The organism is Sphingobacterium sp. KH_072 (assembly GCF_057837975.1).
On record NZ_CM174457.1, the window covers coordinates 1,188,975 to 1,211,117 of the forward strand.

Sequence of the window (22,143 nt, forward strand, 5' to 3'; positions counted from 1 at the left end):
TGACTATTGTAAGTTTTTGGTCAAAAGTTGAGTTCAATTTGTCTATTACTGACGTCTGCTTCGTACTTTTGCAGTGCACGAAATTATTCTAACGCAGTCAATTTTCATCTTTCGTATGGCTAAAAAACATTATGTTTCAAACTCAGGTGAGTCGGTTCGCATGTTTAAAAACGATCTTCTCAACTCACTCACTAAGGTACATTATGCAGTGCCTTTAATATTCTGGATTCCGGTAATTATTTTCTTCCTGTGGCGAGCGTATGTTCAAGGAGGTATAGGAAGTGGTGCTACGGCATTGTATTTTGGATATGGTTTGGCATTTTGGACCTTCGCAGAATATGTACTACACCGGTGGGTTTTTCACTACGAGCCTCCGGGTAAGTTGGGTAAGCGTATCCATTTTATTTTCCATGGTGTACACCACGATTATCCGAGAGATCGGATGCGGTTGGTGATGCCCTTATCGGCGAGTATCCCGATGGCAGCTATTATTTATGTACTATTTAGCATCTTCTTTTCTACATTTTATTTAGCTGGATTTTTTGCTGGATTTCTTTTTGGCTATTTGATCTACGATGAATGTCATTATGCGATACATCACGCTAATTTCAAATCTGGTTTTCTGAAAAAGATTAAAGATCATCACATGTTACATCACTATTCGGATCCAGATAAGGGATTTGGTGTAAGTTCGTATTTTTGGGATCGCATTTTTGGAACCATGATCCCAAAGAGAGGTAAAAAAACTAACAATACGACAAACGATCATCACGAAGGATAATTTCCATACATTTACTACAATAGAATATATCAAGGCCCGATCAACTTTCAATGTGGATCGGGCCTTGATGCTATTAATGTTGTACACCATGTATTCTGCTATATTTCTTGTCTTAAATTTATGAGAGGTGTACAAACCATTTGGTATGAAATAATGGTTTAGTGGAATTGCGCTGTCTCGGTCGAATCTTTCATGGCCACGGTAGTTGCTGCTCCGTTGGTGACTACGTTTTGTATTTCATCGAAGTATCCTGTTCCTACGAAAGATTGATGTTTTACGGCTCGGAATCCTTTTTTCTGTAATGCAAACTCACGTTCTTGCAGTTCAGAATAGCCTGCCATACCATTCTCTTTGTAAGCAAGTGCCAATTCGAACATTGCAGTATTTAGTGCGTGGAAACCAGCTAGCGTAATAAACTGGAATTTGTAACCAAGTTTAGCTAATTCTTGTCTGAAATTTTTCATTTCATCAACGGAAAGTCTGGCTGCCCAGTTGAAAGAAGGAGAGCAATTGTAGGCTAACATTTTTCCAGGAAACTTGGCGTGAATGCCTTCCGCAAATTGTCTGGCTTGTTCCAAATCTGGGTTGGAGGTTTCCATCCAGATCAGGTCGGCATACGGTGCGTAAGACAATCCTCTATCAATCCCCTGCGCTACGCCATTATTTACATAGTAGAATCCCTCGGCAGTTCTTTCTCCAGTGACGAATTTTTTATCTCTATCGTCAATGTCTGAAGTTAATAAATCTGCTGCATCAGCATCGGTTCTGGCAATAATTAACGTAGGTACTCCTAACACATCAGCGGCTAATCGGGCGGCGATCAATTTGTTGATAGCCTCTTGGGTAGGAACCAATACCTTGCCGCCTAAGTGACCACATTTTTTAGCAGAAGATAATTGATCTTCAAAATGCACAGCTGCAGCACCCGCTTCGATCATTTGCTTCATCAGTTCGTAGGCGTTTAAGTTACCTCCAAATCCGGCTTCTGCATCTGCGATGATTGGCACTAGATATTCTTTATCTCCGCCACCATTCACCGATTGGATTTGGTCCGCTCTCACTAATGCATTGTTGATTTTTTTGACAACCGATGGTACAGAATTGGCCGGATAAAGGGATTGATCGGGGTACATTTCGCCAGACAGGTTTGCATCTGCAGCTACCTGCCAGCCTGATAGATAGATCGCTTCCAATCCTGCATCTACTTCTTGTACTGCTTGATTTCCGGTTAGAGCGCCTAATCCAGCGACGTAGTCTTGACTGTTCAACTTAGTCCAGAAAGTTTTTGACATTTCCGAAGCAATCGTAAATTGCTGTAAGTACGAGCCTCTCAGTTTCAATACATCTTCTGCTGTATAGGTTCTTGTGATTCCGTTCCATCTTGGATTACTATCCCAATCTTTTTCGATTGCCAGAATTTGTTCTTGTGTAGTTTTCATGATGATATTCTTATAAATTTTATTATTTGTTAGTGGTTTTTTTCTATTTGAAATTATAGCGATGCGCAGTGCTAGTTACTTACTATGAAGGGGTAAGCTTTTAAAGTCAGAAATTCTTCAAAATTTTCATTAAAAATGAGCTCATTCAGTAATTCTGTTGCACGTGTGAATTGCCCGTTTTTGAATCGGTCGGCGCCGACGTACTGCTCGATTTTGATCAGTTCTTCTGCTTCCAATTCTAGGATTAGTTCTTGGGTCAGTGTGCGATTATCATTTAGCGTAGCTTTGTTTTTGAGCCATTGCCAGATCTGTGTTCTCGAAATTTCGGCGGTAGCAGCGTCTTCCATGAGGTGATAGATGGCAGCTGCGCTCACGCCTACTAACCAACTTTCGATATACAGAATTCCGACATTGATGTTCTTTCGTACGCCTTGTTCCGTAATTTCTCCTTTAGGAATCTCTAAAAGATCTCTCTCCTTGATCTGGTAATCAAACTTTTTGTCGATCTGGTTAGCAGCAGGCATGTACTCGTCAAAAATGTCTTTGGCCACCGCGACCAGTGCAGGATGTGCTACCCAAGTGCCATCGTGCCCATTTTGCGCTTCGCGTTTTTAATCGTTGCTTACTTTCTCGTAAGCTTGTTTGTTAGCCTCCTCATCACCTTTGATTGGGATTTGAGCGGCCATTCCGCCGATAGCGTGTACGTTTCTTTTGTGGCATATTTCGATCACACGTTTGGAGTATGCATTCATAAAAGGAGAGGTCATAGTCACTTGATCACGATCGGGAACGATGAATTCTGGGAGGTTGCGAAATTTTTTTATGTACGAGAAAATGTAATCCCAGCGTCCGCAATTCAGCCCTGCGCTATGTTCTTTTAGTTCATACAGTATTTCGTCAATTTGGAATGAGGCCGTAATTGTTTCAATTAATACGGTCGCTTTGATCGTGCCTTGCGGAATATCTAGATAGTTTTGAGCGAATACGAAAACCTCATTCCACCAACGGGCTTCTTTAAAATGCTCAAGCTTTGGAAGGTAAAAGTAGGTGGCGCTTCCATTTTTTATAAGTTGTTTAATATTTCTGAAAAAATAGATTCCGAAATCAATCAATGATGCGGAGGCCGCTTCACCATTTATTTCAATGTGTTTTTCAGCCAGGTGTAATCCTCTAGGTCGTACAATTAATACCGCTGTTTTCTCGTTGAGTTGATACGATTTCCCTTGTTCGTTGGTGAAGTCAATCTTACGGTTAATAGCGTCAGAAAGGTTGACCTGGCCTTCGATACAATTACTCCAAGTTGGAGCGTTGCTATCTTCGAAATCGGCCATAAAGGTAGATGCACCCGAATTCAGGGCGTTAATGATCATCTTTCTATCAACAGGTCCTGTAATTTCTACTCTGCGATCTAGTAAATCGGATGGAAGCGATGCGCAAACCCAGTCATCATGACGTAGCTTTTCCGTTTCTTTCAGAAATGTGGGTAGATGACCAGTATCGAAATCTTGCTGTTTTAGTTTGCGTGCTTCTAGTAATTGTAATCTTTGCTGATTGAAAAATTGATGTAGTTCTTCTAAGAAATTTATTAATTCGGAATTGAAAACATCTGCTCTTTCATTGCTAGTTTTTACTTTGAATTTATTTTTAGTATGCATAACTCATTGATTTTATGGTTTAACAAAACAAACATAAACAAATATTTAAAAAATTTAGCGAACGTTCGCTATTTTTTGTTAAAAAAATTTCTTTACGAATAAACGATTGTAATTATTTACATTTGATAGATGACATCAGATAGTGAGTATATCAAGACTATTTTCGGACTTAAATTGAAGCAGCAACGACAGAAAAGGAATTGGTCTTTGCAGGATCTAGCTGTAAAAACAGGATTGTCTAAATCGTATTTGAATGAGATTGAAAACGGAAAGAAATACCCTAAGCATGAAAAGATCATTCTACTTTCGGAATCACTTAGTTGTACTTTTGATGACTTAGTATCCACTAAATTGGATAAAAGTCTCGCGCCATTTAATGAGATTTTGCAGTCTGATTTTTTTAAGGAAATCCCTTTAGAACTTTTCGGAATTAACAAAAATGATCTCATCAGCATCATTAGTGATGCCCCAAAAAAAGTGACTGCATTTATCAATGCATTGATTGAAATTGCGCAAAATTATAACCTTGGAAAAGAACGTTTTTATTTTGCAGTTTTGCGCTCTTTCCAAGAAATGTACGATAATAATTTTCCTGAAATTGAAGCGGAAGTGTTGCGTTTTGCCGATGAAAATCAGCTTGTGATTGGCAAAAATATACAGACGGAAATTCTGGAAAAGGTTCTTATTGATAAGTTTAACTACGCTATTGAGTCGAGTGATTTTGAATCTTATGGTGTTTTGGATAATCTTCGATCTTTATTTCTGCCAGAAAAAAAATTATTGCTCCTTAATAATAAATTGGAAGCCGATAAGAAGACTTTTATCCTAGCTAAGGAGATAGGTTTTAACGTGCTAGACTTAAAGTATCGTCCTAACACCTATTCTTGGTTACATTTTGGGAATTTTGAAGAAATTTTAAATAATTTTTACGCGTCGTATTTTGCGGGAGCATTGCTTATCTCAAAAAATGCTATTCGCGACAGCATCGCTAATTTCTTTTCGCAGAATAGTTGGCGACCGGCAGGTTTCGAAGATCTCATTGATAATTTTACGCATTCGCCGGAGACTTTTTATTATCGATCGACGAATATATTGTCTTCAGAATTAGGTATCAAAGATCTATTTTATTTATGCTTGGTGAAGAAGAAAAATTCGGACAAAATTCAGATCTTAAAAGAATTACATCTAAATCATCAGCAAGCGCCGCACGCTAATGCCACCAACGAGCATTACTGTGGACGATGGATTGCAGTGAAAAACCTGGCCCATCTAAAGCAGAACGAGACCTTAACTGATGCGCAGATATCTCATTATAAAGATTTGGGAATAAGCTATTTGGTGATCTCCACGTCTCAAAAAAATCCATTTTCGGATGGAAGCAATAGAAGCTATTGTTTGGGTATTTTGCTCAATTCGCAGACTATAAAGAAGATCCGATTTGTAAAATCGCCCAGTTTAAAGACGATCAATGTGGGGGTTACTTGCGAATCTTGTAGTATTGCTGATTGCGAGGTGCGGCAGGCACCTGCAATCCGCTTGGAGAAAGAGCATTTTAACTCCAATATGAAAACTGCTATCGATAAAATGCGAAAGGACCTATTGTAATAATTTTTCCAGTTGATCCTTCCGTATTTTACGCATATGCCACGAGTTAGATGTTTAAAGCGCGACTCGCTGCCCATTGAGCAAACCTCTATATAGCTGGCGATTCTTATAAATTAACACTTCACCTGTTTTGCCATTTTTGATACTGGAATCGATCACAATGACCTTGTTTTCAAATAAGGGAGTGATATGTTTTTGCGAAGTGTGACCAATGACCATGCGATCAGCATTCCAGAATTGAAGTATCTGCGTTATATCAGCTTGATTTATTGTTTCATCTTTGAAGTAGCCTCTATACCATACAGGTCCATTGGACGTCGCCAATAAGTTTAAGGTAGAATTCGCGCGATAATCTGCTCGTGGCTGCGTAAAGATGCTATCCCGGAATAAGCTGTTGATCTGGATGGGGGTTAAGTTTTCTTGAATGATCTCTGGAGAAATGCCTGCATGTACAAACCACGTATCGTTGATCTTGATCGTAATAGGCTGTTGTCTGATCCACTGTCCGAAAAACGATCGTCTTCCGAATTGCTCTCCGTAGGGTTTGTCGAGGATTTCCGCGATCAAGTTGTATTTTTTATGCACATAACGCAGATCATTATCCAACACCATCAGCTCGTGATTGCCCATTAAGTAATGTACTTTGCCACCGGCAGATACCGCTTGCTGTTGCAATTTGTAGGTGAGCCACAGGGCTTCCGTAACGCCAGCGCCGCGATCGAAAATATCGCCATTAATTACCAAATGCCCATCATTATAGATCCAGTTTGCTGCCGAATCGATCACACCATGACTTTGTAGCAAATCAACAAAAAGTGGATATTGGCCATGAATGTCGCTAATGGCCAACCAATCATGTACATCGGAATATTCGTACGAAGGATTGGATAAGGTGCTGTACGAGGCATGTTCTTGGAGAGCTGCAGATAATGGCAAGTCGAATATTTTAGTTATTTGTGCCACTTCCTGTCTGAAATCAGATGATTCCGCGCTGGATATCTGTTGCAAAGCGCCATCTTTTATCCAGCGAATAAGCGTGTCATTGGCGTTAAAGAAGATATGAGGCGGCTCTTGGATGCTGTCTTGTGCTAGCTTCGTACTTACTACCGATGTCGGAGTTTGTGCATAGCTTACGGAGCTGGCTAAGCCCATTATCAAAAGAAAATATTGGATCATATTTTATAAAGCAAAAAAGGGTTTGATGAAGTCTAGAGACTTTATCAAACCCTTGATTAAGGAGTTATTTAATTCCGAATTCGAATACCTACGGTTTTGTAGTTTCCACTTGTTTTTACTTGATCGTTTGCTTGAAGCTCTACAACCAATACAACATCCGTCTGCGGCGCTAGCGCCGGTACCACATATGTTAATGAACTAATTGGCGTGCCAGCTGGAAATTGAATTTGTCCATCTTGGCTCAGTTCATAATGTTGGCCCTGTACTGCCGTCGTTTCGCTTGCTACGACGGTAGCACGGATGGTTTGCGCGCTTTCGGACAAGCCTCCCAACAGATTTACCTGTAGCTTGTGCTCGCCGGGGCGAGCAGTGATAATAGGGTAGTTCTTTCCTACGGCATTGCTCACGACTACGGCGTCCTGAAACTCTACCATGAAGTCTTTAAAGATGAGCTTGTCTTCATAATCTTTAAAACAAGATGTCAGAAGAAGACACAGCGCTATGATGATACTATTTTTCATGTTTTTGTTAGTTTAATATCCGAAATTCTGCACCAAATTACTATTGATTTCGACTTCGCGAACCGGGATTCTGCTCAGTATGCGCAGGTCTTCAAAAGCGATCGTCTCTGACTCCTTTACAATCGGTAATCCTAATCGTTTTAAATCGAAAAAGCGATGTCCTTCAAAAGCAAATTCCAATCGGCGTTGCTGCAAGATTTCTGCTTTCAATGCATCTCCCTGTAGGTTTACCGCAGTTAGATTGGCACGAGTCCGGATTTTGTTCAACTCTATATTGGCCGAAGCGGTTTGGTTGAGTGCCGCTAGCGCTTCCGCGCGGTTAAGCACGACCTCTGCGTAGCGGATCACAGGTACATTGTCTAGATTAGGCACGCCATTTTTACTTGCGAATTTGTTGATCTCAAAATACGTGCGGTTAGCACCTAGTCCACTTTGCGTAAAAGCGCGTCGCGCATCGCCAGCCATATATTGCGCCAGCAAGTCTTCGCTCATCACGACATTGCCATGTGATGCCGTTGCGGTAGAACCTACCGTCGTTCTGGTCATATACGTAGCGCGTAATGATTCGTTGCTGCCAATGTTGTCTGGCGTAGCGAATGGAATTTCGAAGAATGATTCTGGATGACGCTCACTGCGCCACGAAGCTACCAATTGAGCCGCAGTTGGGAAAGTAGCTACGCCACTGTTCATGGCTTTTTCTGACTCTGTAAGCACGCGCTCATAATCTCCGTTGTACAAAGCTACCCGGGAGAATAAAGCGGCTACCGCACCTTTAGTTGCAAAGAATGGTCCTCTGCTATTGCTGGATGCTGGAATCAGCTCATACGCTTCTTGAAGATCGCGGTAGATGTACGCATACACTTCGTCGATCGTGGATCTAGAACCAAAAACGATCTGTTCTATCTTAATGGCACCGCGCTCCATGATCGGTACGCCACCGCGATTTTGTGCAGCTACAATAGCCGTTGGATCATACGCATAAGCACGCATCAGGTTGTGGTAATACAATGCGCGTAAAAACAAGTTCTGTCCGCGGATACCATCCTTGAAAGCCTGATCAGTATCAAATTCATCTAATGCTTCTAGCACTAAGTTGATTTGGTTGATCCCGTAGTAAGAATGTTGCCAATTGCTTAGGTGCGATCCAATTTGATTATTCCATTCCCGTACCAAGCGATTTCCCGCTAGGGTGTTAATGGTATTGTCTGCCAATACATCGGGTATAGCAATCAGGTCGCGACCGTATAAACTTACTTCTCTCAATCGGGCATAGACGGCATTTGTCGCTGCCTTAAGGGATTCTTTGCTAGTCAATGCATCATCGGCGTCAATGGATTGCCGAGGATTCACTTCTAACATTTTTTCACATCCGCTAAATAGTAGGGTAGACCAAGCTATGGCGGTGATATATAATATTCTTTTCATTGTCGTTTCCTGTGTTATTAAAATCCAAGTTGTACACCCAGCGTGTACACCTTCGTTTGAGGGATCGTACCTTGCGTTGACGAAAACTCACCAAAACCAATCATTAACTCTGGATCGTAACCCGTCCATTTGGTAAACGTCGCGAGATTTTCTCCCTGCGCATATACTTTCAGGTTGGTCATGCCAAGACGTTGTGCGATGCCTGTAGGCAACTGATAGGATACAGTGACATTCTTTAAACGGATGAATGAAGCGTCTTCCAAAAACCGACTACTGGTAGTAGCGTGTGAAATACTGCCAACCTCGGTGTTAGCATCAAATGGACGCGGTACGGTGGTGACTTGACCAGGCGTAGTCCAACGATTTAAGAAGATACGCTCTAACGTGTTACGGTTGTCGCCACCATTTAAGAACCAACGGCTGTGCATACCGGCATTGCTCAATTCTCTTCCGTAATCATAATGGAAAAATGCACTAGCAGAGAAACCTTTATAGCTGAATGTGTTGGTGAATCCACCGAAGAAATCGCTCATCTGGTTGCCGAAAATCTTCAGATCATTCGGACTACTTGGCGTGTACGTTACTTCGCCATTAGCATCGTACCACATTGGGCGACCTGTTGCGGAGTTTACGCCCGCATAATCCAAGGTCACATTGGTGCCTAATGAATGTCCGACACGTACTGATTGATTGCCCGGCAATACTTGCGCACCGTCTGCCAGCTCCAAAACGCGGTTACGTAAGAACGTGATGTTGAAGTTAGAAGTCCAGGTAAAGTGTCCAGATTTTATGTTTGTGGTGCGCAATTCAAATTCTACACCTTCGTTTTTCACGCGACCAATATTGCTCGTTACATTAGAAAAACCACTTAAATAAGGTAATGGCCGATCTAACAATAGATCGCTACTAACGCGTCTGAATACCTCGATGGAACCTGAAATGCGGTTGTTGAACAAGCCGTAATCTAAGCCAATATTAGAGGTGATGTTTTTCTCCCATCTCAGATCTGTATTCGCTAATCCAGAAGGGCGAAGACCAGGCTCTTGATTATAGTTTGCAGAGCTCGAGCTGCCATACAAACCTCTAGCATCGAAATTGCCGATCGCGTCGTTACCCGTTTGTCCGTAGCCTGCGCGTAGTTTCAATTGGTTTATCCAAGGTTGATCTTCCATAAAGGACTCCTCCGATATATTCCATCCCGCAGAAACGCCTGGAAACCATCCAAAGTAGTTGTTTGCACCAAATCGAGACGAACCGTCATAGCGTAAAACACCGCTCAATAAATATTTCTTGTTGAAATCATAGTTTACTTGTGTAAATAAACCAGCACGTTTAAATCCAGTCCAACTACCAGAAGCGCTACCGATTACCGCCGCAGATTGTAGGGTGCGGAATTGGTGTGTTGTAAAGCCACTCGCCGAGATTGAATTCATCTCGCGATTGTCGTTACGGTATTCAAAACCCAATAAGGCAGATAGATTGTGCTGATCGTTCCAGCTGGTATTGTATTGCAATGTCTGGTTAGTGATGAAGTTTCGGTTTTGGCGAGCGCCGACCGTTAAAGAACCTTGTGCTGCAAATCCACTTCTGGTGCGCGGATCTACATAGCGCTCATCATCAATTAACCGAAAATCTAATCCGTAAAACGATTTGAATGATAAGTTATCTAAAATCTTGTACGTCGCACTCACATTGGTCACCAAAGATTTGGTACGACTTTGCAAGGTGCCCAATAAACTTTCCTGAATAGGATTTCTATTGGCCGATCCTGGAAAACCTTCTATTGGCGCATTCATAGAACCATCTGGATTGTAGATCGGGATGAATGGCAACATCGTTGGCGCGGCATATTGCGGTGCTGCATACGCGCCAGTAGAGCCATTACTGCCAGAAGTACCATTCTGTATGATGCTGCTTAAGTTGGTGTTCAAATCAAAAGAAAGCCGCTTAGAAATCTCGTGTCTTAGGTTGATCTTGGCTGTAGCACGTTCAAAATCGATCGCGACCACGTTACCATCAGTCTTATTGTAAGAGGCAGATACGAAAAACTGTGTTTTTTCATTTCCACCGCTAGCCGAGATATCTGCGTTGTTTGTTCTTCCCGTACGGAAAGCTGCTTCCTGCCAATTGTATGTTCCTAGCGCAGCAATATCTTCATCGGTAAGATCTGCTGGTAGCCCAACTGCGGTTAGCATATCTCCGCGGTTACGTTCTAGGGTACGCGTCGGATATCTGTTGTTTCTTGCTTCGAATCGTGATGCAAAATATTGCTCAGTAGACATCATAGCTACCTCTGGCATCGGTGTGGTGATACCGTTGTAGTAATTAAGGCCAATTTTTGTTTTGCCCGCTTTACCACGTTTTGTCGTGATCAACACAACACCGTTGGCAGCTTGTGCACCATAAATGGATGCCGCAGCGCCATCTTTCAATACTTCGATGCTTTCCACATCATTATTGTTCAAGAAAGCCAATGGATTGCTGGCCGTTTGTCCAGAGCTGGTAGACATATTTAGCTGTACACCATCAACAATGATCAAAGGCTCATTTCCGGCGGTAATAGACCCCATACCACGGATGTTGATGTTAACCGGGCCGCCGGGTACACCATTGGCAGCCATAATATTCACACCAGATAACTGGCCTTGCATGGCGCGGTCAATACTTTGTACGGGTACATTTTCAAGTACATCCGATTTAATGGAAGACATCGCGCCCGTAATAGAGCGTTTTTCCTGTGTCATATATCCAGTAATGACCACATCTTCTACTTCGTTGATCAACGGTTCGAGTATGACATCGATGGTGCGAGCTGTGCTAACAATCACCGTTTTGGTGATATAGCCCATCATGGAAATGACGATGTTATCACCGCGTTTTACCAAAAGATCAAAAACACCATCTGCTCCTGTACCGACAGCTTGTGAGTTGCTACGCACACTGGCGCCAGCTACGGTAGCGGTACCATCATCGGTACGAATGTACACGGTACCACGCAGCGGAAATGTTTCTTGCTGATTGGCACGAGCGTTTGCTTTATTTGCTACTGGCAGGTTTTTTTCTTTTAGAATAATACTTTTACCTGATAACTTGTAGGTGAGCGGCTGATTTTGTAGACATAAATCTAAAACGTCGGCGAGAGGCATATTGAGTACCTCAATATTGATCGGGTTCGATTTCTCAAGCAATTCATGCGTATAGATAAAACTATACGATGTTTGCTTCCGAATATCCGAGAATACATCTTTCAGCTTGGCGTCCTTTTTGCTTAAGGTAACGCGTTGAGCGAAGGTGTTTGTTGCATAGGTGCCGATTGCGCAGGTGAGCAATAGGGCAACGATTAAATTTAAGCGCATAAGGATACCTTTGGCTTTTGATAATTTCATATATTTGATTAGGGTTAGAAAACTACGATTTTCACGATTAGATAGCTGTTAGCCCTATATTTGACAGGGCATTGCTGCAACAATGTCCTGTTATATTCTCTAGGGTAACATATTTATTTGCGCATAGCATTATGGCATGACTGTTACCCTCCTTCCTTCCACTTTAAAATGCACTTTTTCGGTCATCTCCAAAAGATCTAAGAGTTCCTGCAAATTTTCGAAACGGGAGATTTCCCCACCAAATTTCTCGGTAGGAATAGGGGCTGCATAGGCGACCTCAATATCATACCATTTGGCAATCTTTTGCATAATATCTTGAATGGAAATTTCATCGAAGTAGAAATAACCTTCCTTCCAGTCGGCAAACGAGCGCGTATCCACCTCTTGTATCCGAATAGCGCCAGATCCTGATGAGGATACAATGGCTTGCTGTCCGGGGCGCAATATACGTGTACTCGCTTCGGCGCTAATCTCCACCTTTCCTTCGATCAAGGTCGTTTGCGTTTGCGCATTTTCTTTATACGCGTTGATGTTGAATTGTGTGCCAAGTACCTGCACCTGATGTCCCGGCAATTCTACCGTGAAAGGAGCTAAATTAGCCTTGTTGACAGGCATTTTCTGCACATCAAAATAACCTTCGCCTTCTAATTTTACTTTTCTATCCGCCAAAAAGTTAAGGGGATAACTCAATTTTGATTCTGCATTTAGCCACACGGTTGAGCCGTCGGGTAATTTTACTGTGTATTGTCCGCCTTTTGGCGTGGTGATCGTGTGCCAACCGGAGGTATTGTTGTTGTCCGTACCTGTGTATTCATACACGGGTCGCCCTTCGGCATCCGCATATACGCGCATCGTGCCGGAAAGGTCATCCATAGTAGTTTCAAAATTGGATAAAGGCACGATGGTACCATCTTCCAATGTTAATACTGCTTTATCCGTTCCAGCCGCGATTACGGTGCTCACTTCTTCCGCTGGTTTGAATAAAGGACGGATGAATATAAATGCGGCCGCGAGGCATGCTGCACTCACAGCAGCAACTCTAAACCAGTTGCGGTTTTTCTTTTTGTTTGGTTTTTGTGGAGCAAGCTTGCCCAAAATCTGTGCAAGTTCGGTTTCCGTATCGTAAGCCTGTAATCGATCCAGTGCTTCTTTTTCCGACGCGCTATTTTTGAGCTGCTGGTATAAGGTAGCATTTTGTGCGGTAGACAACCAGTCTGTCAGTTCCTGTTGTTCTTGTGCATTTAGTGCATTTGTTCGCTCTTTGTGAAGCAATTCAATAATTCGATACTTGGTAGTCATATATTCTATATACGGCCAGCCTATCAATAAGTACCTGAAAAAAGTAAGTTTTTTATAAATTCAGTAACCAGTATAGGAGAGCGGGTAGCGAAGCGTGTTTCAGCAGGAGCGAGCGCAGTAATTTCAATCCTTTCGACTTCTGGTTTTTGACCGTTTGCATCGATAAGTTGAGTTCTTGTGCGATTTCTTGATTTTTCAAGCCTTCCACATAACTCATAGTAAGTACATTGCTGTAGGCCGCCGGAAGCTTTTCTAATCCGCGAAAGATCATGGCCCAGTACTCGTTCTCCATAATGAGATGATCCACAGCAGCATCTTCGATAGGCATAGATCGGGCATAGCCATCTTCGCGAAGTTTACTATTCTTTTGTAGGCTCAATTCATCCAAACAGGCATGGTGGACAGATTTGTAGAGATAATTTCGACAATGTTCGTAGCTGTCGAAAGCCATTTCACGCTGCCATAGCTTTACAAAAAGAGAGTTGACGAGGTCTTTTTCATTCCCTGGAATGAATTTGGAAGCGAAGAGACATAAGGGCGCAAAAAAATCACGGTACACAGATTGGAAATGATCCACATCTTGTAGGTAGATTTTGTTGTCAATAGTTGGGTTCGTCATGTACTCTTCATTGAAAGACTGAGATCTTATATCAGAGAATTCCAAATTTAACCAAAAGCACAACTAAAAACAAAAATCTGACGTCGATTGATGTAACGAATACCTAGAGGTTTGGCTGATAAGTAAGGTCTCTGATGTACACGAAGGTACTGGGGCTATGTTAAACCCATGTTAAAGCGGTACTAAGCAATTGCTAAATATTTTCCCACCAAGCGTCGAAAGACTGATTTTGGTTCAAATACACGACTTCTCCAATTTTGGGAGTTGCGGCTAGCGCCGACTTATTCTTGGCATGTTGCGTTACTTCTTTCAAAGGCTCATCCCAATCATGTATGGATAAGACGAATTTGGCAGAATGCACGGGGATGAATTTCTCTGCGCGTAAATCTTGGCTCGCTTGTACAACCTCATCAGGCAGCATATGGATGTATCTCCACGACGTATTGTACTGTCCGTTTTCCAAGATTGCCCAATCAAACGGCCCCAAAGCGTTACCGATTTCTTTGAAATGCTTGCCATAACCGCTATCGCCGCCCAAATACAGGTTGAGGTTGCTGGAGCGAACGGCAAAGGAAGACCACAAACTGGTATTGCGTGTCAACCAGCGTCCTGAAAAATGCCGTGCAGTACAACTGGTGAAATGCAAGCCCTCGATATCCGCGGTTTCTCCCCAGTATAATTCCGTGATTTTGGAAGCTGGATATCCCCAACCTTCAAAATGTGCGCCTACACCAAGTCCAGTCAATACCCGTTTTACTTTTGGTTCTAAAGCACGAATCGTCGCATAATCTAGGTGATCCCAGTGATCATGACTGATCAGGAGGATATCTATTTCGGGCATTTCGGCTACGCCGAATGTATTCGTGCCCAAGAACGCTTTGATATTATTAACGGGCGACGCATTACCGCTAAAAACTGGATCTACCAAAATACGTTTGCCATCCAGCTGTAGATAATACGAGGAGTGGCCAAACCAGACTAATACGTTGCTATCTAATGGCAAGGCATTGAGATCCGTTTGTACGTGTGGTAGTTCGGATAAAGGTTGTTTGTTGGGATTACTTGTGAAAAGCCATTTGCGCATCACGGTCAACATTGTTTCCCCTTCGGCTAAGCTTGGTGTGTTTTCTAAGTTGTCAAATACACCATTTTTAAAATTAGGCGCCGCCTCCATACGTTGCAGGCGCTCGCCTTTGGCATAATAACCAATCTTATCTTGTTTGCTAAACAGGTAAACAGCCAAGGCTATTACTACCAGTAGAATGAAAAGGATCCACATAAAACGTTTCAAAGATTGGATATATGTAAAATGGATAACTTGCTATTGATAACCCAGTAATTTCATGACTTGTTTGGAGTTTTGCTCCTCGCCAAATACTTCGTAGTTGAATGTCTCGTCGCGATTTCTGCGAATCAGTACATGCTTAGGAGAAGGAAGCAAACAGTGGTGAATGCCACCATATCCGCTCAATACTTCCTGATAAGCACCCGTATGGAAGAATCCCAAATACTGCACTTTACGTGTCTTCGGCATAAATACCGAGTTCATATGTGCTTCTTGGTTATAATAATCCTGTCCATCGCAGGTGATACCACCTAAGTTGACGCGTTCGTATTCCGAATCCCAGTTATTGATCGGGAGCAAGATGTATTTTTGGTTTAGCGCCCATACATCTGGCAAGTTAGTGATGAATGAACCATCCAACATCAGCCATTTTTCACGATCATTCTGTTGTTTACGTCCCAATACTTTGTATAAGATACCCGAAGCTTCTGCCACGGTGTATTTTCCGAATTCGGTAATAATATCCGGTTCCAATACTTCGTGGTGTGCACAGATTTGTTTGATACGGTTCACGATCTCATTGACCATGTATTCAAAGTCGAAATCATGTACCAGAGAATCTTTGAATGGCATACCACCACCAATATCTAAGGTGTCTAGATCTGGATTGATTTTTTTGAATTTACAGTAAAGAGTGACGTATTTCTCCAGCTCATTCCAGTAATACGGCGTATCAGAGATACCAGAGTTGATAAAGAAATGCAACAATTTCACTTTGAAATGCGGATTCTCGGCAATTTTAGAGTTGTAGAAATCAATGACATCCTCCATGCGGATTCCTAAACGAGAAGTATAGAATTGAGAATCGGGTTGCTCCTCTGCCGCAATCCGGATTCCCAGACTACAAGGTGTGCCCAATTCGACCTCATCATCATACATATTGAACTCCTCTTTGTTGTCCAGTACTGGAATGATATTGGTGTATCCATCGTGCAACATATCGACGATATACTGCTTGTATTGATAGGTTTTGAAACCATTGCAGATCACGGTGATATCCTTATTGACCGTGCCTTGACGTTCCAATGCATCGATCATCGGCATATCAAATGCAGAAGAAGTTTCGAGGTGAATGTCGTTTTTCAACGCCTCTTCGACTACATGCTTGAAATGAGAAGATTTCGTACAGTAACAATACTTGTACGAGCCGCGGTAATTATGCTTTAAGATCGCAGTCTGAAATAAAATTTTAGCCTGTTGGATCTTTTTGCTGATGATCGGGAGGTAGGTAAAACGCAGGGGCGTACCATACGTCTCAATTAACTCCATCAGGTTAAGGTCGTGGAAGTATAATTCGTCATCGATGATGTCGAATCCGTCTTGTGGGAAACCAACACTTAAGTCAAGAAATTCCTGATAGCTCTGCATTTTTTGTTATTTTTGGCAAAGATATGCTTTCGTAATGAATACCTATTACAAACACCGTAATTTTTCACCCTCATTATCAGAAGCTTTATAACATTCTTACATTTATATGGCGGATTTATCCATGCAACAAATACTCATAGAAGAGACGGTTAAAGCCGTGAAAACGCTTTATCAAGCCGATATTCCTGATACTCAAATCAGTTTGCAAGAAACTCGAAAAGAGTTTGAAGGGCAGTTCACCATCGTTGTCTTTCCCGTAACACGCTTTTCTAAAAAATCTCCCGAACAAACCGGTCAGGAGATTGGTGCGCTGCTACAACAGGAAATTGCAGAGGTAGTATCCTTCAATGTGATTAAGGGATTTCTCAATATCGTCCTATCCGATCATTATTGGATCAATTTATTGAGCGAATCTATTTTGTCTCCGGAGTTCGGCGTATTTCAGCCGACAGGCAAGCGTATTATGGTCGAGTATTCATCGCCCAATACCAATAAACCCTTGCACTTAGGCCATATCCGCAATAATCTGTTAGGTTTTTCGGTAGCAGAGATCTGGAAAGCGTATGGTTATGATGTGGTAAAAGCCAATCTTATTAACGATCGTGGAATCCATATCTGTAAGTCGATGCTGGCTTGGCAGAAATTTGGCGCTGGCGAAACTCCGGAAAGCGCTGGATTGAAAGGCGATCATTTGGTGGGTAAATATTATGTCGCTTTTGATAAAGCCTACAAAGCCGAAATTGAAGCGCTCAAAGCACAAGGGCAAACAGAAGAAGAAGCCAAGAAGAATGCGCCGTTGATCAAAGAAGCACAGCACATGCTGCAACAATGGGAAGCTGGCGATGAAGCCGTGATCACATTGTGGAAAACCATGAACGAATGGGTTTATGCTGGTTTTGGTGTTACCTACGATTCATTGGGTGTATCTTTCGATAAATTCTACTACGAGTCGGATACCTATTTATTAGGAAAAGATATTATTCAGGAAGGGCTAGATAATCATGTGTTCTTCAAGAAAGAAGATGGCTCGGTATGGATCGACCTAACCGCCGATGGTTTAGATGAAAAGTTGGTATTGCGTGGCGATGGCACTTCGGTGTACATTACGCAAGACTTGGGCACAGCCCAATTGAAATACGATGAGTTTGGGATGGAAGAATCCATCTATGTAGTCGGCAATGAGCAAGATTACCACTTTAAAGTTTTATTCCTGATTCTTAAAAAACTAGGCAAAGCTTGGGCAGATGGGCTTTTCCACTTATCATACGGGATGGTCGACCTGCCTTCTGGCAAGATGAAATCTCGTGAAGGAACGGTCGTTGATGCTGATGATTTGATGGCAGAAATGGTTGAAACAGCGCAAGCGCGTACCGAAGAATTGGGCAAGACAGAAGGATTTTCGGAAGCAGAAAAGAAGGAATTGTACCGCACGATCGGTATGGGCGCATTAAAGTATTTCTTACTGAAAGTGGATCCTAAAAAACGCTTGTTATTCGATCCAAATGAATCTGTAGATTTTCAAGGTCATACCGGTCCATTTATTCAATATACGCATGCACGTATCAAATCCATATTGCGCAAAGCAGGCGAGGTGAGTTCAGATCAGAACGTCGATGCGATTACGGTTTACGAGCGTGATTTAATTCAGACACTATCTAATTATCCACAAACAGTAGAAGCGGCTGCTAAAGATTTCAGTCCGGCGCAGATCGCGAATTATGTATATGAATTGGCTAAGCTTTATAATAAGTTTTATCACGAGGTGAGCATTCTGAAAGTAGAAGAGGAGCACATTAAAGTATTCCGCTTGAAGCTATCAGCTGCTACGGCATCGGTGATTGCCAGATGTATGGGTTTAATGGGAATCACGGTTCCAGAAAGTATGTAATTGTTACCTATGTATAAAGTTGGTTTAATCGGTTTTTCTATTGGTGGTCAGGTATTCCACGCGCCTTTTATCGCGGGAAATCCTGCAATGCAGCTATATAAAGTCACGGCACGTAAGCAAGAACAGCAAGAGCTGCTTGCCGCCCGATATCCTGACGCTATTGCAGTGCCATCTGCCACGGATATTTTTGACGATCCTAACATCGACATTGTTGTGGTAGCGACTTCGAATGATATGCATTACGATTTTGCGAAAGCAGCTTTGCTTGCCGGTAAGCACGTCGTGGTCGAAAAACCATTTACCAATACGAGCGAACAGGCTGATGAGCTGATCGCTTTAGCGGCAGAAAAGAATTTGTTGCTCACGGTGCATCACAATGCACGATTCCATTCTGACTTCAAGACCGTTCGTAAGCTGATCCAAGAAAAGGCTGTCGGCAGGTTGACGAATTATGAAGCGCGTTACGATCGCTTTCGCAATTTTTTGCGCGAAGGCGCTTGGCGTGAGCAGAATCTACCAGGTTCTGGTATTCATTATGATTTGGGAGCACATCTGATCGATCAAGCATTACAACTATTCGGTGCGCCAACTTCGGTGTTTGCCGATCTTCGTGTACAACGAAATGGTGCAGCAGCTGTCGATGATTTTGAAATTATCCTATCTTATCCCACACAAAAAGTATCGCTGAAAGGACAGATGTTGGCCAAATTGCCAACACCACGCTACGCACTATACGGCACAGCCGGATGTTTTGTGAAACCTGGAACAGATCCGCAAGAAGACATGCTTCGCAATGGTAGTTTGCCGCATTTGAATGCAGATTGGGGATTAGAACCCGAGTCCACCTATGGTACGCTTGCTGTCGTAGATGCCGATCAAGTAGAAAACACACAGAAAGTCGTGAGTGAGCGCGGATCTGGACAAGATTTTTATGCCAATGTGGTCGATGTGTTGCAAAGCAAAAGTACACTCACCGTACGGCCGGAGCAAGCCCGCGATGTGATCCGTATATTGGAGTTTTGTGAGCAATCTTGGAACGATAAAACCGTGATCGCTTTAGCGGGAGAACTCATTGCATATGATTAAATATGATGCGATCATCATTGGCGCTGGCGCCTGCGGCTTGATGTGTGCCGCACAAGCTGGTTTGTTAGGCAAACGTGTGCTCGTGCTGGAGCGCAATAGCAAACCGGGCGCTAAGATCTTGATCTCCGGAGGCGGACGGTGTAATTATACCAACCTACACACCTCAGTCGATAATTTCGTGACCGAAAATCCTTCCTTTTTACATAGTGCTTTTAACCAGTGGACGGTAGACCATACCATTTCCTTCTTCGAAGGATATGGATCCATCCAAGGTGCGGAAAAGACATTAGGTCAGTTATTCCCCACTTCCAATAAAGCCAAAGATGTTGTGGACATGTTTCTCCGGTTGATGAACCAAACAGAGCAGGAGTTGTGGTTGGATAGTTTAGTAAAAGGCGTTAAGCAAACAGACAAAGGCTTTGAGATTACGGTAGAGCGAGGTGGCGCAGTACAGCAGCTAACCACAAAAAAGGTCGTGATGGCTTCTGGCGGTTTGCCGGTGCAAAAATTGGGGGCGTCAGACTTTTCTATTCGTGTAGCACGTGATTTCGGACATCGCATTGTGCGCACCGCGGCTGCACTCGTGCCGCTAACGATTACGGGCAAAGATGCGGCTTGGTACGCGGCTTTATCGGGCAATTCGTTGTTTGCGCGCGTGTGGAATGAGCGGATCTCTTTCGAAGAAAACATTCTATTTACGCATTGGGGATTGAGCGGTCCTGCTATTCTGCAGATCTCATCATACTGGCGCGCAGGCGAGGTGTTTTTTATCGATTTGCTCCCAACACATCGATTGGATGAGTTGATTAAAGTAGAACGCCAGCAAGGTGGCAAACGCACCGTATCGCAGCTCTTGCAAGATCATTTCTCTAAAAAACTGGTGGATGCCATGGCCGATATGCTGCCATTAACGCTAAAGATAGCTTCACTAAGCAAGGCTGATGCGCAACGCATCAAAGACACGATCCATCGCTTTCAAGTAAAGCCAGCTGGCGACAAAGGTTATGATAAAGCAGAAGTGATGTCAGGCGGTGTAGCAACCGACGAATTGAATGCCAAAACGCTTGAATCCAAAGTGGTGGAAGGGCTTTATTTTGGTGGTGAAGCAGTCGATATTACTGGTTGGCTTGGCGGTTACAACTTCCAATGGGCATGGGCATCTGGCTACGCCATTGCACAAGCTATCTAAGTAAAAGAAAGGTTTATTGCACGAGATCCCTTACTCGTGATCTAAAACCAATCTTTTCCTCTTATTCCCCTTTCTTTTAACCTATATTGGATAAACCCTTGCGGGAAGAATCGAATTTCAGTAGAATAAAGAGCAAGATGGTGAAGGACCATAAAGAAGATCCGCCATAACTGATAAAAGGCAACGGAATACCAATCACCGGCACGATACCAATCGTCATTCCTATATTGATAAAAAAGTGGAAGAAGATGATGGAAACCACACCGTAGCCGTAAATACGACCAAAGGCCGATCGCTGTCTCTCGGCAATATTCACAAGTCGCATCAGTAAGGCGATGTATACGCTGATCAGAATTACACAACCCACAAAACCCCATTCTTCACCCACAGTGCAGAAGATAAAGTCGGTGCTTTGCTCAGGTACGAAATTGTACTTTGTCTGAGTTCCTTGCAAATAGCCTTTTCCAAACAATTGGCCAGAACCGATGGCAATCATAGATTGGTTGAGGTTATAACCTTGTCCACGCGGATCATCAATCTTACCCAAAATAATGTCAATACGGTTTCTCTGGTGCGTTTGCAGGATATTATCGTAGGCAAAATCCACACATAAAATGTAGGTGGAAGAAGCGATAAACAGTATTGCAATATTGATCAGGTTTTTTCGCTTTCTGCGTAGCAAAAACATAAACAAGCCAGCGGTAGCCGCCAACACCCCAATCAATAACCATTGATTAAACAACAGAGCAAGTAGGAACAGAACAATCGCCAAGCCACCAATAACCAACACTTGCGTGCCTACATAACCTTCGCGGTAAAACACAAATATCAATGCAAAGAAGGCTAATGCCGAACCCGTATCGGGTTGCAACATAACTAGCATAACAGGAAAAAGGACAATCAGTGATCCAAAAAATAACGTTTTGAGGTTGGGGTTTTTGGTGATCTGATTACTAAGATAAAAGGCGAGGAGCAAGCAAGTGGCTAGCTTACCAAATTCAGAAGGCTGCAGTCGAAAGCTTCCCAAAGGAATCCACGCCTGATTTCCACCTACATTTCGTCCTACAATGAGTACCGCGATGAGTAGCAGCGTGACAATAAAGTAAACGAACGGCGCGGATGAAATAAAGAAGTTAGCATCTATGATTAATATGCTAAATCCGATAATTAGCGCCGTGCCTATAAAGATCGATTGCTTACCGTAGTTGGTATTCAGATTAAATAGACTGGCTTGATCTGGATCGTACACGGCTGCGTGGATATTGAACCAACCGATCATACAAAGCATGAACCACAGGCAGACCGTCCACCAGTCGATCTGTCCAAAAAAGCTCTTCTTCTGTAAACTATTCATATGCGTA

Annotated in this window: 16 protein-coding genes and 1 pseudogene; 5 read left to right on the plus strand and 12 right to left on the minus strand. The window is 42.8% G+C overall.

What is annotated here, in order from left to right:
• Nucleotides 1-115: 115 nt before the first annotated feature.
• The gene (locus tag AC3IRT_RS05610) at nucleotides 116-781 is read left to right on the plus strand and encodes a sterol desaturase family protein (RefSeq protein ID WP_489395440.1); all 666 of its coding nucleotides are present in this window, start codon (nucleotides 116-118) and stop codon (nucleotides 779-781) included.
• Between the two features lie 158 nt (nucleotides 782-939).
• On the opposite strand, the gene aceA is transcribed toward AC3IRT_RS05610, so the two are convergent.
• The 3 genes and pseudogenes from aceA to aceB form a co-directional block, all read right to left on the minus strand.
• On the minus strand, nucleotides 940-2,220 hold the full coding sequence (aceA, locus tag AC3IRT_RS05615) for an isocitrate lyase (protein WP_489395441.1): 1,281 nt from the start codon (nucleotides 2,218-2,220) through the stop codon (nucleotides 940-942).
• A gap of 71 nt (nucleotides 2,221-2,291) precedes the next feature.
• Nucleotides 2,292-2,702 (minus strand): hypothetical protein, encoded by a 411-nt coding sequence (locus AC3IRT_RS05620; RefSeq protein WP_489396105.1) that lies wholly within the window; start codon nucleotides 2,700-2,702, stop codon nucleotides 2,292-2,294.
• Nucleotides 2,688-3,875 (minus strand): annotated as a pseudogene (gene aceB, locus AC3IRT_RS05625) (malate synthase A); the annotation flags it as partial. The pseudogene aceB and the gene AC3IRT_RS05620, both read right to left, overlap by 15 nt.
• A 129-nt stretch (nucleotides 3,876-4,004) precedes the next feature.
• On the opposite strand from aceB, the gene AC3IRT_RS05630 reads away from it, so the two are divergent.
• The gene (locus tag AC3IRT_RS05630) at nucleotides 4,005-5,480 is read left to right on the plus strand and encodes a helix-turn-helix domain-containing protein (RefSeq protein ID WP_489395442.1); all 1,476 of its coding nucleotides are present in this window, start codon (nucleotides 4,005-4,007) and stop codon (nucleotides 5,478-5,480) included.
• A gap of 54 nt (nucleotides 5,481-5,534) precedes the next feature.
• On the opposite strand, the gene AC3IRT_RS05635 is transcribed toward AC3IRT_RS05630, so the two are convergent.
• The 8 genes from AC3IRT_RS05635 to AC3IRT_RS05670 form a co-directional block, all read right to left on the minus strand.
• Nucleotides 5,535-6,656 carry a metallophosphoesterase gene (locus tag AC3IRT_RS05635; RefSeq protein WP_489395443.1) on the minus strand — a complete coding sequence of 374 codons (1,122 nt, stop codon included), beginning with the start codon at nucleotides 6,654-6,656 and terminating at the stop codon, nucleotides 5,535-5,537.
• A 68-nt stretch (nucleotides 6,657-6,724) separates the two neighbouring features.
• Nucleotides 6,725-7,177 carry a DUF4843 domain-containing protein gene (locus AC3IRT_RS05640; RefSeq protein WP_489395444.1) on the minus strand — a complete coding sequence of 151 codons (453 nt, stop codon included), beginning with the start codon at nucleotides 7,175-7,177 and terminating at the stop codon, nucleotides 6,725-6,727.
• A gap of 12 nt (nucleotides 7,178-7,189) precedes the next feature.
• Nucleotides 7,190-8,602, minus strand: a complete 1,413-nt coding sequence (locus AC3IRT_RS05645; RefSeq protein ID WP_489395445.1) for a RagB/SusD family nutrient uptake outer membrane protein — start codon at nucleotides 8,600-8,602, stop codon at nucleotides 7,190-7,192.
• Nucleotides 8,603-8,619: 17 nt separating this feature from the next.
• Nucleotides 8,620-11,988, minus strand: coding sequence for a TonB-dependent receptor (locus AC3IRT_RS05650; protein ID WP_489395446.1), 3,369 nt, complete (start codon nucleotides 11,986-11,988; stop codon nucleotides 8,620-8,622).
• Between the two features lie 129 nt (nucleotides 11,989-12,117).
• Nucleotides 12,118-13,287, minus strand: a complete 1,170-nt coding sequence (locus tag AC3IRT_RS05655; RefSeq protein WP_489395447.1) for a FecR family protein — start codon at nucleotides 13,285-13,287, stop codon at nucleotides 12,118-12,120.
• Between the two features lie 52 nt (nucleotides 13,288-13,339).
• Nucleotides 13,340-13,906 carry a sigma-70 family RNA polymerase sigma factor gene (locus tag AC3IRT_RS05660; protein WP_489395448.1) on the minus strand — a complete coding sequence of 189 codons (567 nt, stop codon included), beginning with the start codon at nucleotides 13,904-13,906 and terminating at the stop codon, nucleotides 13,340-13,342.
• 193 nt (nucleotides 13,907-14,099) lie between these two features.
• Nucleotides 14,100-15,185 carry an MBL fold metallo-hydrolase gene (locus tag AC3IRT_RS05665; protein ID WP_489395449.1) on the minus strand — a complete coding sequence of 362 codons (1,086 nt, stop codon included), beginning with the start codon at nucleotides 15,183-15,185 and terminating at the stop codon, nucleotides 14,100-14,102.
• A gap of 42 nt (nucleotides 15,186-15,227) precedes the next feature.
• A complete protein-coding gene (locus AC3IRT_RS05670) occupies nucleotides 15,228-16,619 on the minus strand; it encodes an arginine decarboxylase (RefSeq protein ID WP_489395450.1) in 1,392 nt (463 codons plus the stop codon).
• Between the two features lie 106 nt (nucleotides 16,620-16,725).
• Here AC3IRT_RS05670 and argS point away from each other — a divergent pair, with 106 nt between their 5' ends.
• The 3 genes from argS to AC3IRT_RS05685 are packed head-to-tail and all read left to right on the plus strand — an operon-like array spanning nucleotide 16,726 to nucleotide 20,782.
• Nucleotides 16,726-18,507: an arginine--tRNA ligase gene (gene argS, locus AC3IRT_RS05675; protein WP_489395451.1), complete on the plus strand. Its 1,782-nt coding sequence runs from the start codon at nucleotides 16,726-16,728 to the stop codon at nucleotides 18,505-18,507.
• 9 nt (nucleotides 18,508-18,516) lie between these two features.
• Nucleotides 18,517-19,593 carry a Gfo/Idh/MocA family oxidoreductase gene (locus tag AC3IRT_RS05680; RefSeq protein ID WP_489395452.1) on the plus strand — a complete coding sequence of 359 codons (1,077 nt, stop codon included), beginning with the start codon at nucleotides 18,517-18,519 and terminating at the stop codon, nucleotides 19,591-19,593.
• Entirely contained in the window at nucleotides 19,589-20,782 is a 1,194-nt protein-coding gene (locus AC3IRT_RS05685; protein ID WP_489396106.1) for a BaiN/RdsA family NAD(P)/FAD-dependent oxidoreductase, read from the plus strand. The genes AC3IRT_RS05680 and AC3IRT_RS05685 overlap by 5 nt, the downstream gene beginning before the upstream one ends.
• A gap of 76 nt (nucleotides 20,783-20,858) precedes the next feature.
• Here AC3IRT_RS05685 and rodA read toward each other — a convergent pair whose 3' ends face one another.
• A complete protein-coding gene (gene rodA / locus AC3IRT_RS05690) occupies nucleotides 20,859-22,136 on the minus strand; it encodes a rod shape-determining protein RodA (protein ID WP_489395453.1) in 1,278 nt (425 codons plus the stop codon).
• Nucleotides 22,137-22,143 lie beyond the last annotated feature (7 nt).

Coding starts and splice junctions, on each gene's coding strand:
- AC3IRT_RS05610 (WP_489395440.1), top strand. CDS start 116: ATGGCTAAAAAACATTATGTTTCAAACTCAGGTGAGTCGGTTCGCATG.
- aceA (WP_489395441.1), bottom strand. CDS start 2,220: ATGAAAACTACACAAGAACAAATTCTGGCAATCGAAAAAGATTGGGAT.
- AC3IRT_RS05630 (WP_489395442.1), top strand. CDS start 4,005: ATGACATCAGATAGTGAGTATATCAAGACTATTTTCGGACTTAAATTG.
- AC3IRT_RS05635 (WP_489395443.1), bottom strand. CDS start 6,656: ATGATCCAATATTTTCTTTTGATAATGGGCTTAGCCAGCTCCGTAAGC.
- AC3IRT_RS05640 (WP_489395444.1), bottom strand. CDS start 7,177: ATGAAAAATAGTATCATCATAGCGCTGTGTCTTCTTCTGACATCTTGT.
- AC3IRT_RS05645 (WP_489395445.1), bottom strand. CDS start 8,602: ATGAAAAGAATATTATATATCACCGCCATAGCTTGGTCTACCCTACTA.
- AC3IRT_RS05650 (WP_489395446.1), bottom strand. CDS start 11,988: ATGAAATTATCAAAAGCCAAAGGTATCCTTATGCGCTTAAATTTAATC.
- AC3IRT_RS05655 (WP_489395447.1), bottom strand. CDS start 13,287: ATGACTACCAAGTATCGAATTATTGAATTGCTTCACAAAGAGCGAACA.
- AC3IRT_RS05660 (WP_489395448.1), bottom strand. CDS start 13,906: ATGACGAACCCAACTATTGACAACAAAATCTACCTACAAGATGTGGAT.
- AC3IRT_RS05665 (WP_489395449.1), bottom strand. CDS start 15,185: ATGTGGATCCTTTTCATTCTACTGGTAGTAATAGCCTTGGCTGTTTAC.
- AC3IRT_RS05670 (WP_489395450.1), bottom strand. CDS start 16,619: ATGCAGAGCTATCAGGAATTTCTTGACTTAAGTGTTGGTTTCCCACAA.
- argS (WP_489395451.1), top strand. CDS start 16,726: ATGGCGGATTTATCCATGCAACAAATACTCATAGAAGAGACGGTTAAA.
- AC3IRT_RS05680 (WP_489395452.1), top strand. CDS start 18,517: ATGTATAAAGTTGGTTTAATCGGTTTTTCTATTGGTGGTCAGGTATTC.
- rodA (WP_489395453.1), bottom strand. CDS start 22,136: ATGAATAGTTTACAGAAGAAGAGCTTTTTTGGACAGATCGACTGGTGG.